This window comes from Caballeronia sp. M23-90 (assembly GCF_053574605.1).
In genome coordinates this window covers 1-12,647 of record NZ_JBSIPA010000163.1, presented here as the reverse complement: position 1 = coordinate 12,647, position 12,647 = coordinate 1, and the positions used below count along the sequence as shown (strand labels likewise).

Here is a 12,647-nt window from a genome sequence, read left to right as displayed (position 1 = left end):
TCGGCGCAGTCGAACAGCGCGCCGAGATTCCGGTCCACAAAAGTCCGATCGATACGCGAGCTCGGACCCGCAAGCGTGATCACGCCGCGTAAGGTCTGGCGCACGCCGAAGACGGGCATCGATACTCCCGCGGTTTCGCGGTCGCGTTCGCCCATCGATACATAATAAAAGTCTTCGCGAATCTGCTCGAAGACGTCACCTTCCCTTCCGCCGAACGCCAGCAACGCCATCCCGCCTGAGCCGCTTTCCAGTGGCAGGACATCGCCTTCACGCACGTGATAACGCACGGCGTGCGTCGAATCCACACGATGCAGACACACGCGCACCGCATCATCCCGAACATAGAACGACACGCTTTCGCCGCTGATCTCGGCAAGTTCGCGCATGAGCGGAACGAGGATATCGGCGAGATTCAGGCTGCGTTGATACACCGCGCCGAGCATGAAGGTGGACGGGCCTAGCTGATAGCGGCCATCGTCCAGACGCAGCAGCAAGCGATGCTGGATCAGCGCGCCGGCAAGCCTCAACAACGTGCTTTTATAGAGGCCTGTTCTGGCTGCGAGTTCGGCGAGCGTCAGGGCGTCGTCGTCGGGACGGAAAGCGAACAGAATCGCACACGCACGGTCGATGACAGCAACGCCTTCGCTTTCCTTCGGGCGCGGGTTATCGGCGGGCGTTGGCATGGTGACTTGGCGTGGTGGTATGGAAGGGGAAATTTTACGCGATGCGAGTTGCGCGAGGTGCAGTCGTTTTCGGAGCGAAGGCCCATCGCTTGGTCGCTGATTCTGGATGTTCTGTCTGCCTCGGGCCGTGGTTGTTTGAAGGTGCGGCGCGGTCAGACAGTTAGTTGCATTTCCCACTTGACGGCTGGCTCGATTCCGCGCGCATGGACGCCGGTCGCGGCGCGGATTTCGTCATCGCACATTTTGACGGCCTAGTCCTTCGACAACAGTCGCAGAATTCGCCTGTCGTGGCTCACCCGAATCACCTCCGCGATCTCGAGACGAGCCGCGTCGGGATGCGCCGGATTCAGCAGGAAGTTGGTCGCGGGCAAGATGGCGCTTGGTACTTTCAACAGCGCAGTCGCTCCGCCGGCAAGCCACTCGGTGCCGGCCGACTGTGTCCATTGCGGATCGGCGCGCCAGTTCTCGGGGGTATCGGCTTCACGCAATTCGGCGACTGCGATGTCGTCGGGGACTTCAACACGCAACAACTGATAGGAGTCCGGCACTTGTTCCGAATGACTCAGATTCTGGTGAACGAGGATTTCGAGCAAGGCCGAGGCCGGGTGTTCCGCAAGATACACGACCGGCTGCCCCGCGAAATGCCAGCGGCCTGGCGCACGCAGCCCACCGATGCCTCTCAGATCTGCATAGTTGCTGATACGCCATAACTCCATCAGCCGAAATACCCTTCATCGAGTTGCACCAGCGCTTCTTCGACAAGGCGCGCGCCGTGTTCCGTGCTAGCCATGTCGAGCGCCGTCTTTCCGCCAAAGCGGCGTTGCGGGCTTCTCAGCCATTGCATCGACTTGTCCTGATTGTCAAAAACCGTGTCGGACTGCGCGACGAGTTTAGCTAGGCGGATGGCTTTGTCGGATTCATCGGTCGAGAGACGTTCCTGATTCTGCCGGCGATGCGTGAGCGTTCGCCGCGGAATGATGAAGCTCAGCTCGTCTGCTTTCAGGCCATGAGCCGACAACCGGTCGATAACGTCAACCGCAACCCGCTCGGCCGCGAGTTCCGCGAGATCCAGTCCGGAGTGGATCGATGCATCGAGCAACTCGGTGAGCAGCGCGAACTCGGCCCGCTTTGGATTGACGGACCCGGTGGGTTTGAAAACGACGGCGGTCATGGTGAAAGTCCTGTTTGGCAATTTGCTCATTCATTATAGGCATTTTGCCGAGGTAGTGCGAGACGTGTCTATATCGACTCGCCAGCGCCTTGGGACGACGCTCGCGCGCCCATGATTCGCGCGAGGTTGATCTCGATCCAGTCAGCCAACGAACTCACTTGCCGTGCGACCTCTTCGCCGAGCGGCGTCAGCCGATAGTCAACGTGTGGCGGCACCACATCATAAGAAGTCCGCACGACAAACCCGTCAGCAGCCAGCCACTGCAACGTCTGCGCGAGCATCTTTTCGCTCACACCGTCGACTTTGCGGCGTAAATCGCTGAAACGACACATTTGTTCATCCAGCAACACCATGAGCACAAGCACGCCCCATCGGCTGGTCACGTGCTTGAGCACCTCGCGCGACGGGCAATCCGCCGAAAGCAACTCGCCCCGGCGAACCAGCTCGGACAGAGGCACTGCGTCCGCTGTCATTTCAATGTTGGAGTTCATTGATACTTACCTCGGCGTACGTACTTACGAAAAGTTAGTTTATCCGATACCTTGCGGATTCGGTTGTGTCCCGCGCCGCTTTTCATCACCGCTTTCCATCATTCAAGGAGTCATCTCATGATCGCTGTCACCGGAGCTACCGGCCAACTCGGCCGTCTCGTTATCGAAGCACTGCTGAAAACCGTGCCTCCAGCGCAGATCATCGCTGCAGTCCGCAGTCCGGAAAAGGCCGCCGATCTTGCGGCTCGCGGGGTCCAGGTCAGGCGCGCGGATTACAACGAGTCCGCCACGCTCGACGACGCTTTCGCCGGCGTGAAAAAGTTGCTGCTGATTTCATCGAATGAGTTGGGCAAGCGCGGCACTCAGCATCGTGCGGCTATTGATGCAGCGCGCCGTGCCGGTGTCGAACTGATCGCGTACACCAGCTTGCTTCACGCCGATACTTCGCCGCTCGGTCTCGCCGGCGAACATCGTGAAACCGAAGCGGCGTTGCGCGAATCGATGGTGCCGTTTGCCGTGCTGCGTAACGGCTGGTACACGGAAAACTACACGGGCAGCCTGGCGCCGGCGCTCGAACATGGCGCGATTCTCGGTGATTCAGGCGATGGCCGGATTTCATCGGCGGCGCGTGTTGACTACGCCGAGGCGGCTGCCGTGGTACTGACCAGGGATGCGCAATCAAGCAGCATCTACGAATTAGCCGGCGACACGGCTTATACCCTTGCCGAATTCGCAGCAGAAGTAGCAAAGCAGTCGGGCAAGCCCGTGGCCTATCGCGACATGTCCGAGGCCGAGTACAAGGCGGCGTTGATCGGCGTCGGTTTGCCCGAGCCCGTTGCCGCGCTGATCTCCGACTCCGGGACAGGCGCCGCGAAAGGCGCCCTCTTCGATGACAGCCGCCAATTGAGCAAACTCATCGGCCGTCCGACAACACCGCTGGCTTCGGTCATTGCGGCGGCGCTGGCGAAGTAATCAGCTTTGAATGCGCGCAGCCCAGATATATGGGCTGCGCGACTTACATCGACACTGCGTTCCTTCGAGTCGACGTGGAAACGTATACTTATCAGATGTGGCGTTTTTTGTTGTCAAACCAGCCCTATGCTGGTAGCCTCCCTTCAAGCTATTGAAACCAAAGCATAAATAACTCATGTTGGCTGCTTCGAACCCGCCATCCACACGCAACGCCGAAAGCCGTACGTCAATAAAGCGGCTCACGCGCGAGCATTTCGCGTTGTATCGCGGGTATCTGGACGGCGTGTCGGTCGAGCAATTGCACGCTACCTATGGCGATGCCACGACCGACGTTCGCGCCACGCGGCGCCTTATCGGGCTTTTGCGCGACACGCTCTCCAGCGCAGCGCGCCGGACTCGGGACGTCGAGGCGACACACCTTCTACGCCTGCGTCCCGGCAGCATCCCGGAACGCATCGCCTCAAGCGTCACGCCGACGCTCGAGGCATATCGCGAGGCCATCGATCCACACGGATTCCACAGCGAAGCTGAATTGCTCGAGCTTTATCGGGCGGAGTATTCGCAGGAAAACTTCCCGCTTGACCGGCGGGCGTCGCGCAATGCACGGCTGCGGCGCCGGCAGGCTGACGCGCTCGCCCGGATGGAAAGCAGTCTGGTGCAAGCTCCGCAGCCCAGTCATCCTGTATCGAGCTGGCTCGAACCCGCGATCGCCGACCGGTTGCAACGCGCACATATATATACGCTGGCTGATTTGCTGGGGTTTATCGAACGCCGGGGTCATCGCTGGCATACCGGCGTCGAGCGAGTCGGCCCCAAGGCGGCGCGGCGCATTACGGACTGGCTTTCGCTTCACGCGGATTCGCTACGTCATACCCTTTCAAAGCGCGCCGTCACCCCCCGCCGACGCTTGTCCGGCAATGATCCGGCGCTTGCCAGGCCTCGCGTAACCGGCATCGTCCCGCTGGAAGCGCTTGAAGTCCCGCCCGAACTGGACGGCTCGGCGGGCATTAATCGCGCTGACCAGACGCCCTCGGATGCCGGATTCCTCACCGATCTGCAGGCAATCGACGCGTGGCTTACAAGCGTTCAGCGCAGTGTGCACACGGTCCGAGCTTACCGGCGCGAAGCTGAACGGCTGCTTCTCTGGACAATTCACACGAAAGAAAAGGCGCTTTCTTCACTCGATAACCGCGATTGCGCGGAGTATATCGAAACCTTTTTGACCGATCCACAGCCTGCCGCCCAATGGGTCGGCGGCGGGAAAATCGAGCGGACGCACCCTGATTGGCGCCCGTTTATTGGCGGCCTTTCGGAGCGCAGCCGCGAAACAGCTCGGGCGATTCTGCACGCGATGTGCGAATGGCTCGTGAATCAACGCTATCTGGCAAGCAATCCGTTCGTGCGCTGCGCACCGGTTACGACCGGGCCGCGGATCGACGTCGCCGGACGGTCTCTAAGCCACAGCCAGTGGCGCGCCATAGTCCAGGCGAGCACGCGCGTCCTGTATTCAGGCCACGAATTACGGGATTTTTTGGCCTTGAGCCTGGCTTACTCGACAGGATTGCGACGCGCGGAGCTGGCCGGCGCCAGCACCGGCCAGCTCACGCAGGCCACGTCACTTGAACCGGGCGGCGACCGCTGGCATCTGGTGATCATCGGAACACGCCGTTCGGATCGCCGGATCCCAATCCCGGATTCCGTCATGGCCTTGCTGATCGCCAGCCTGCAGGCTCGTGGTCTGCCAGGAAATCCGGCGAAATGTGCATCGGACACGCCGCTGCTCGCCAACTTCCGCACTGGACGCGCTCTTACGCCTGACGGAATCGGACAGATTTTTCGCCGTCTGCTTCTGGGGCAGAAGCCGGGAATGGCGCACACTCTCCTATCTGCAGATGCGAAGTCTCGCAATCCAAGTACACACTGGATCCGGCATACTCACTCACATCATGCGCTCGAACGAGGCGCGGATTGCCGGGAGATTCAAGCCCGCCTTGGCCATGCGCACCTCTCGACCACGCGGCTTTATCTCAGGGCCGCAGCCGTTGGAGCGAATCAAAGCCGGTAAATCGCGCCCTTTTTGCCCGCGTTCGCCCCGGAAATCACCCATTTCGCCTTGATTCTGCAGATCTAAAGCGGCTTGCGATGCCCCCTTCCCCTCAAGTCGTTTCTCATCTTTTCGCCTCAACCCCATTGCCCGCGTGCCTTTCCGGCTGTCGAGGTGCGGCAAAGTTTACTTGCGTTTACTCCGTATACCTCTTAGTCTTCGGTTACCGTCGGTTCTACCTTTTAAGGGAGAATCCACGTTTTTGGTAGAACCAGCACCACCGGGAAGAAACACATGGATATCAACCTTTCGACGCCGCCTATAGAGGTGACGCCGGATGATCTCGTCAATCTAGCGGCCCGTTCCGCGAAAATGCTCGAGCGAATTCGCACGCAGATGCTTCAACCTTTTCCGCGGAAGGTTGCCCCGGTGTTTCCGAGCGGCAAGCTTCAGGAACTGTGCGGCATAGATAAAGCCCGCTTCTCCTATCTGATCAAGAAAGGTGAGCTTCCGCAAGGGACGCAAGAAAAGCCGGGCGCTGCACGCCAGTTCACGTTGGCCGAGACCATTGAATGGGTGCGGGCTGAACGCAAGCCAAGGCAACGTCCGGAGGGCAAAAAAGGCAAGGTTATCGCCATTGGCAATTTCAAGGGCGGTGTAACCAAGACCACGACATCCATGGTGCTTGCGCAGGGCCTGTCGTTACGGCACGGCCGTCGCGTGTTGCATATAGACATGGACCCGCAGGGCAGTGCGACCACGCTGTATGGAATCAATCCGCACGCTGAGATCAATGGCGACCAGACCATTCTGCCTTTGATCGAAGCTTATGTGAGCGGCGAGAGCTTCAGCATGAAGGGCCTTCCAATGCAAACATATTGGGAAAATCTCGACCTCATTCCGTCCTCCACTGACCTGTTCAATGCTGAATTCATGCTGCCGGCGCGCGTCCATGCGTCGCCGAGCGCCAAATTTTGGAACGTATTGAATGACGGTCTGGAAGAACTCAAGGATGAATACGACTACATCATCATCGATACTGCGCCGACGCTGAGCTATCTCACCATCAATGCGCTGTTTGCCGCTGATGGCGTGATCGTTCCGGTGATGCCAGACACGCTTTCGTTTGCATCGATGGTCCAGTTCTGGTCGCTTTTCTCCGACATGGTTTCCGGCATGAAGCAGTTCGGAGAGTCGGCCGACGAAGCCAAGGTGTTCGATTTCATCGACATACTTGTGACTCGCATGCCCAACAAGGCTAACGCCTCGATCGTGCGTGACTGGGTTATCACCACGTACGGTGAGCGCGTCCTGCCGGTAGAGATTCCGGAAACGGACCTTGCACGCACGACCACGAACGACTTCTCCACTGTCTACGACTTCCCCAATTACGACGGCAACGCGGCGACGCTACGGCGCATTCGCGTGCCCTACGACCAGGTTGTGGATTTGATCGACAGCAAGGTTTGTTACCTCTGGGACAAGGAGTAAGCATGTCTACAGCAGCGAAACAAAAGGCAAAGGCCGCAGGCATCCGTCTCGACGACGACAGCATGGATACACCTCCAGAACCTCTTGCTCCGCGCACTGCGCCGGGACAACTGATCGGGCTGCAAGGTCGCGTGCACAGCCAGCAAGCCGAAATCGAAAAACTGAAACGGGCGCTCGAACAGCGCGCGCCGGGCAAGCTTCCGCTCGAAAAGCTTCATGAAATCCCAGGTCGCCGACGCCGCCTGACAAGCGCGGAATACGCCGAGCTCAAAGCCAACTTGACGGCGTACCCGCTCGCCCAGCCGATCACGGTTCGTGAGCGGCCGGACGGCGAATACGACATCGTGGCCGGGCATAACCGCGCCGCAGTTTATCGTGAGCTGGGCCGAACGGAAATCGACGGCATCGTGCTCGACATCGACGATTCGATGGTCGAGTACGCCGCATTCTTCTCCAACCTTCTTTCGCCCACGCTATCGGACTTCGAGAAATTCTGGGGCTTTAAATCGCTCCAGGAATCCACCGGAATCACGAAAGAGGAACTGGCGAAAGCAGCGGGCATTAGCGATTCGCACGTCGGCCGGATCATGAAGTTCGACCTCCTGCCCAACGAAAGCAAGGATTTGCTGGCGACTTGTCCGGAGCGCCTGGGTAGCAACGCTGCGGAACAAATGGCCAAGGCGGTTGCAGAGGGTCGCGAAGACAAGGTGAAAGCGGCAATCGAGCGGTTAGTTAGCGACAACACTTTCACGCAAGCACAGGCAGTTGCCGCAACGAAAGCGGATCGCGCCCCTCGCGATCGTCATGAACCCATGGTGATTCGACGCGGCGCCAGGAAGGTTTGCCAAATTTCCGCCCGCAACGGCGTTGTTGGCGTGTCCTTTTCTGGAAGCGCTGCAGATGAAGCCGATCAATGGGCAGAAAAGATTCGAGTGTTTATTGAAGCAGAACTCGGAAAGCAGTGATCCCTACTAGGGAACTGATTGAAATCAACGAGTTAGCCACAACGAGGGCGAATCCCTGGAGAGTCTGAGCGGGAACTCAGGTTCTCCCTACTAGGGAAGCCTTATTAATCATGGATTTAGCTTAACGATCGAGAGCAATGATGATCTGATCTAAGACACAAAAGACAAAAGCCTTCGGCGGGAACCGAAGGCTTTTGATTTAACCGGGCTTCGCTGTCGCTTGCCCACTGCTGCACTTCTCCGACGGGAATCGGATAAAGGCCCAACACCTCGAAGTGTAGCGGATAGCGATCGGCAGTCAAGCGTTTCTCTTCCATTTTCCAAGAAATGGACGTGTGACATGCTTATCGCGCAACATTCCGTTGCTGGCGAGGGGGTCGTGTGCCCTCTCCCACTTCACAACGATTCCGTTAGTACCGATCAAATCGCGCTGAATGAATTTCTAGCAGGTCAATCGAACCTTCCCTGGGTGGTGTTCCGGGCAGCGCATCGTGCGGCAAATTATCCGACGCTTCCAGCACGAGCACGAGCCGTATTAGCTGCGCTCGCGCGTACCGTCGATGCCAACGACCCCTACGCATCCATATTCGCTCGCCGAGAATTACTCACGGGTCGAGCCATGCAATCAATGCGGACGTTCTACCGGAGTCTGGACGATCTCGAGACAGCGGGCTTGATTGAACGCGCTCCCCAGAAACGCTATGGCACCGCTGGCTTGTTCGGCCGAGCCTATCTTCATTTGACTGAGCGATCGGCAATGGTCCTGGGATACATCTCCGCGTCCGTTGAAACTGATTCTGCTGAAGAGCCCGCTGAATCGCAGGATAGCCGTCCCGCTGTACCGGATGCAACGTTTGAGACTCCGTGTGTCAGCGTGGCAGACGGAGCTATATATAAGGATCTATTCCCTAAGAATCAAAAGAGACAACCAGGACGCCTCCCTGCCGACCTCGAACGCCTGCTGAGCTTGGGTTTTCGTCAATTTTTGATTTTCAAACTGATGCGCGAAGCGAAAACGCACGCCAAGTTGCTTTCCGATGTTGTTGAAGCAACCTGGGACCATCTGAAGCAAGCCAAGCGGCCCATAAGTTACTTGCGGGCACTGCTGCGCTCGCCTGTCGACTTCAGTCATCAGATCCGCGCAAAGCATGCGGCCGATGAACGCAAAACGCGCGAAGCCAAGCACGCGGCACAGGTCGAACTCAGCGTTAGTGAATCCGCCGGGAAGACGTTCATCGATAACGAGGAAAGCAAACTCATCGTAGTTTCGAGCGATGCACAATCGATCTCGGTTCACTACCATCGAGAAGTTTCGCCGCGTGTTGCAACCGGCCAGTGGGCTGAATCGTTTGTCGCAGCGATCAGGACGAACACGTTGAAAGAAGCGACCTTCAAGCAGATTGAAGATTTCCAGCGGAAACGGCCGAATGCCGTAATCCGACCCGTGGATGCGCAAACCGAAGCAACCGCAGAAGCGCAACCGCGTACTCGAACCGCTGATATCGGCGACCGACTCAACGAAATGAAACGTACACTCAGGGCCGCGTGCGCCGGTGTCTCTCGTGCTGCCAAGGGCGGATTTCCCGACGACAATCGATCACAGAATCGCGCCGGTAAGCCGAAAGGGTATGGTGTTCAAGCGATCGTTTAGACCGACGCTGACACCAGTTTGAAATTGTCGACTTCAAGACTGCCGCCAGCGTGGATAAATTTAGGTCATCTCGCCATGAACCCTCTCAGGTCGATGGCATGGCTTAAAAACGAAAGTGAATCGATTAACGATGAACAGCCGAAAACAGAAAAATAGTAACCAAGGAACTCAACAAGGTTTCTCTTCCATGGATCCGGCAAAGGGCCCGAGAAGTACCTCCAGGAAATCAACTACACAAGAAAAGCCGCGTCGACGAATAGAAGCCCCGCCCAATGCCTGCTTGACTGATTGTATGACAGTCATACAATGACCAACGTCAGACAATCATGTTTCGAGTACTGGCGGTCATCGCTTCAAACCGCCCGACCAGCAGCGAAGCGATGGAGACGACATGAATCGCCCGCAACGTATCGGGTTTATAGGACTGCGCATGATGAGCAGTCCCCTTGGCGAAATGTTTATCGAAGGCGGGTTACGAGCTTTTCGGGGCCGACGCTGACATGAACCGGGTCACTGGAATATCGGGCAGAAGTGGGATGATTTTTCTTACTTCGCTCGGACGGTGTTTCAACATTGGCTTTTTACACGGTTTTAAGGGATCAAGATCGAGTATGGTGCGCGATGAACTTTGTCAGACGGGAAGACAATAATGTCAGTCGATATAGGTTTGGTGCGACCGGAAACGTTGCGTCACCAGGTCGAAAACGTGATTCGACAAGCCATCGTGTCTGGGCGTTTTGCACCGGGCGCGCGGCTGATCGAACGCGAGTTGTGCGAAACGCTGGGCGTGAGCCGAACGTCAGTCCGGGAGGCGTTGCGACGGCTCGAAGCGGAGAAGCTTGTGCTCAGCGTGCCGCACAAAGGGCCTGTTGTCGCGATCATGTCGAAGCAGGAAGCGACGGAGCTTTACGCTATTCGCGGGTTGCTGGAAGGTTTTGCCGCGCGGGAATTTGCGCGCATTGCGGACGATGCCGCGATTGTTCGGTTTGGCGAGAAAGCCAAGGCGTTGCGCGTGCAGGCGCTGGCGCAGGACCGGGCCGGCGCGATCAAGGCGAAGACCGAACTCTACGATGTCCTGCTGGACAATTGCGGCAATGGCCTCGTGAAGGAAATCCTCACGACTCTCTATTCGCGCGTGAATCTCTTGCGCGCAACGTCACTGATGCATCCCGACCGTTTGCCGACCAGCCTGCGCGAAATCGATAAATTGTTCAAAGCTTTGAAAGCGCGCGATGCAGGCGCGGCGGAAGCTGCGGCGCGTTTGCATGTGTCGAATGCGGAAAAAGCTGCAATGCGCATGCTTGATGAGGCAGACGGCGAAGCCGAATAGCGTCCTGACTGTAGATCAAGAAAGGGGCCGTTTGCTCGAGAGCAAACGGCCCCTTTTCACGTGCGGTCAACTGATACGGCTCAATGACCGAAGTAAATCGTGTGATTGCTGTCCGACGGACCCGTCTGCGCACGGATGCCAGATGCTGACGTGCCGCTCATCGACGGACCGTAAGACGTCGCTGCCACACCACGCTCATCCTGTACACGCTGCTCGGCGGCTTGCGTCTTGGCAGGATATGTCGTGCGGTCCTCGGCGGGGGTGTAACCCGCCTGTTCCATTTGCTGCAGATCGCTTTTTACGGCTGAACGTGTGACTTGTGTGTTGTCCTGAGCAAATGCAAATGCTGGCGCAGCCAGCGCGGATGCAATTACAACTGCGGGAATGAGTGACTTGATCATGATCGACCTCCTTCAAATGTTGTTGTAGAGGTATATGCAAACAGCAGGCCAGCTCAGCACTCGCTTAAATGCCTTAAATGATTTAAGCGAAAAAGGGCAACATTTGCGGCTTGGCAAAGGTCTTTGGCGGGTCTCTGTTGCGGGTCGGGCAACGCTGCGATCTGTCTGACAGACGCATTAGCGTCGCGAATTACACGCTCACTGCAAACCTTGGCGGCGCCCTGAGCTTCCCACGATATATCCATGCTCGAGATCTTTATTTCAATAACTTGTTTTTGAAATCGGTTGCAAGCGCCTACGATGATTCCATGAACGCATCAATCCGATGCTGTGAGCAGCTCACATCCGACGGTCATGATCCTCGACGATCCCAAAACTCGCGCATCCATTCCGCTCGCCACGCCTGAATCCGCCACGCCCATCGCCCGCGGTGATGACGCGTACGAACGAATCCGCCGCGACGTGCTTTCCTGCAAGCTCATGCCTGGTTCGACGGTCACCGAGAGCCAGTTAATGAGCGAGTACGAGATCGGCAAGACGAGCTGCCGTATTGCCCTGGTGCGCCTCGCACATGAAGGATTCGTGCGCTCGCTGCCGCGGCAGGGATACCGCATCGCGCCGATCACGCTGAAAGATGTCGAAGAAGTGTTTGCGCTACGTGTTCAACTCGAGCCGCTGGCTGCGCGTCTCGCATGTGGCCGGGTGGATGTGGAACTGCTGAGACGCCTGGAAGCTGCGTGTCGCGTGCCACATCCGGAGCGTGCGCTGTCCGCGCAAATCGATGTGTTCCTCGACGCCAACCGCGAGTTTCATCTGGCCATCGCAGCGGCAAGCGGCAACGAACGCCTGCATCGGACGCTGGCAAGCCTGCTTGATGAAATGTCGCGTCTCGTGGCCCTGGGTTTTGGAGTTCAGGGTACGAAGCCCGAAATCAAACACGATCACAACGCGATGATCGACGCGTTTGTCGCCGGCGATGAACGCCGCGCCGAGACGATTGCGCGCCGTCACATCGAGACGTTCCAGAGCATGACAATGGAGAAGGTGTACGCAAGCCTCTCGAGCGCGGGCGCATCTCTGCCGCTCTACACGGTCGCGGAGTTACGCCGATGAGCGCTGCGATTTCCCTTCGCGGCGTAGGCAAGCATTTTGGTTCGCTGCAAGTACTGGATGGCGTTTCCTTCGATGTCGCCCGGAGCGAGATCGTCGCGTTGCTCGGCACGTCAGGTTGCGGCAAGAGTACGCTGCTCAACATCATTGCAGGATTGATCGAGCCGGGCGCGGGCGACTTACGGATAGACGGTAAGGAAACCGAAGGAACCAGCGATCGCCACGCGCTTTCCTACATGTTCCAGGAAGACCGCTTGTTGCCGTGGCGCACGGCACGCGCAAACGCTGAGTTCGGGCTGGAGGCCGCGGTCCCGGCCATCCCCGCGCACGAACGCCAA

General features: G+C 58.0%; 13 protein-coding genes. 8 read left to right on the top strand and 5 right to left on the bottom strand.

Going from position 1 to position 12,647, the window contains the following annotated elements:
* The 4 genes from ACRXB1_RS17295 to ACRXB1_RS17280 form a co-directional block, all read right to left on the bottom strand.
* Positions 1–683, bottom strand: a 683-nt coding sequence (locus ACRXB1_RS17295; RefSeq protein WP_449492665.1) for an IclR family transcriptional regulator, incomplete at its 3' end; no start/stop codon positions are given.
* A gap of 251 nt (positions 684–934) precedes the next feature.
* A complete protein-coding gene (locus ACRXB1_RS17290) occupies positions 935–1,402 on the bottom strand; it encodes an RES family NAD+ phosphorylase (RefSeq protein WP_449492666.1) in 468 nt (155 codons plus the stop codon).
* Positions 1,399–1,854, bottom strand: coding sequence for a type II RES/Xre toxin-antitoxin system antitoxin (gene parS / locus ACRXB1_RS17285; RefSeq protein ID WP_062001261.1), 456 nt, complete (start codon positions 1,852–1,854; stop codon positions 1,399–1,401). Before parS ends, ACRXB1_RS17290 begins: the two co-directional genes overlap by 4 nt.
* Positions 1,855–1,922: 68 nt before the next feature.
* A complete protein-coding gene (locus ACRXB1_RS17280; protein ID WP_075358779.1) occupies positions 1,923–2,345 on the bottom strand; it encodes a winged helix-turn-helix transcriptional regulator in 423 nt (140 codons plus the stop codon).
* 117 nt (positions 2,346–2,462) lie between these two features.
* Between ACRXB1_RS17280 and ACRXB1_RS17275 the strand changes: the two genes are divergently transcribed.
* The 6 genes from ACRXB1_RS17275 to ACRXB1_RS17250 all read left to right on the top strand — a co-directional run bounded on the left by ACRXB1_RS17275 (position 2,463) and on the right by ACRXB1_RS17250 (position 10,798).
* Positions 2,463–3,317 carry an SDR family oxidoreductase gene (locus ACRXB1_RS17275; RefSeq protein WP_449492664.1) on the top strand — a complete coding sequence of 285 codons (855 nt, stop codon included), beginning with the start codon at positions 2,463–2,465 and terminating at the stop codon, positions 3,315–3,317.
* A 175-nt stretch (positions 3,318–3,492) separates the two neighbouring features.
* Positions 3,493–5,382, top strand: coding sequence for a phage integrase family protein (locus ACRXB1_RS17270; protein WP_449492663.1), 1,890 nt, complete (start codon positions 3,493–3,495; stop codon positions 5,380–5,382).
* Between the two features lie 273 nt (positions 5,383–5,655).
* A complete protein-coding gene (locus ACRXB1_RS17265; protein WP_062001265.1) occupies positions 5,656–6,852 on the top strand; it encodes a ParA family protein in 1,197 nt (398 codons plus the stop codon).
* Between the two features lie 2 nt (positions 6,853–6,854).
* Entirely contained in the window at positions 6,855–7,817 is a 963-nt protein-coding gene (locus ACRXB1_RS17260) for a ParB/RepB/Spo0J family partition protein (protein WP_449492662.1), read from the top strand.
* A gap of 340 nt (positions 7,818–8,157) precedes the next feature.
* Complete coding sequence (locus ACRXB1_RS17255) at positions 8,158–9,468, top strand: replication protein O (protein WP_449492661.1); 1,311 nt, start codon at positions 8,158–8,160, stop codon at positions 9,466–9,468.
* A gap of 649 nt (positions 9,469–10,117) precedes the next feature.
* Positions 10,118–10,798: a GntR family transcriptional regulator gene (locus tag ACRXB1_RS17250; protein WP_449492660.1), complete on the top strand. Its 681-nt coding sequence runs from the start codon at positions 10,118–10,120 to the stop codon at positions 10,796–10,798.
* 80 nt (positions 10,799–10,878) lie between these two features.
* Here the strand turns inward: ACRXB1_RS17250 and ACRXB1_RS17245 are convergent, their stop codons facing one another.
* Positions 10,879–11,199 carry a DUF4148 domain-containing protein gene (locus tag ACRXB1_RS17245; RefSeq protein WP_449492659.1) on the bottom strand — a complete coding sequence of 107 codons (321 nt, stop codon included), beginning with the start codon at positions 11,197–11,199 and terminating at the stop codon, positions 10,879–10,881.
* 330 nt (positions 11,200–11,529) lie between these two features.
* On the opposite strand from ACRXB1_RS17245, the gene ACRXB1_RS17240 reads away from it, so the two are divergent.
* Both ACRXB1_RS17240 and ACRXB1_RS17235 read left to right on the top strand, forming a co-directional pair.
* Complete coding sequence (locus tag ACRXB1_RS17240; RefSeq protein WP_449492658.1) at positions 11,530–12,312, top strand: GntR family transcriptional regulator; 783 nt, start codon at positions 11,530–11,532, stop codon at positions 12,310–12,312.
* The coding region (locus tag ACRXB1_RS17235; RefSeq protein WP_449492657.1) for an ATP-binding cassette domain-containing protein at positions 12,309–12,647 on the top strand (339 nt) is incomplete at its 3' end. The genes ACRXB1_RS17240 and ACRXB1_RS17235, both read left to right, overlap by 4 nt.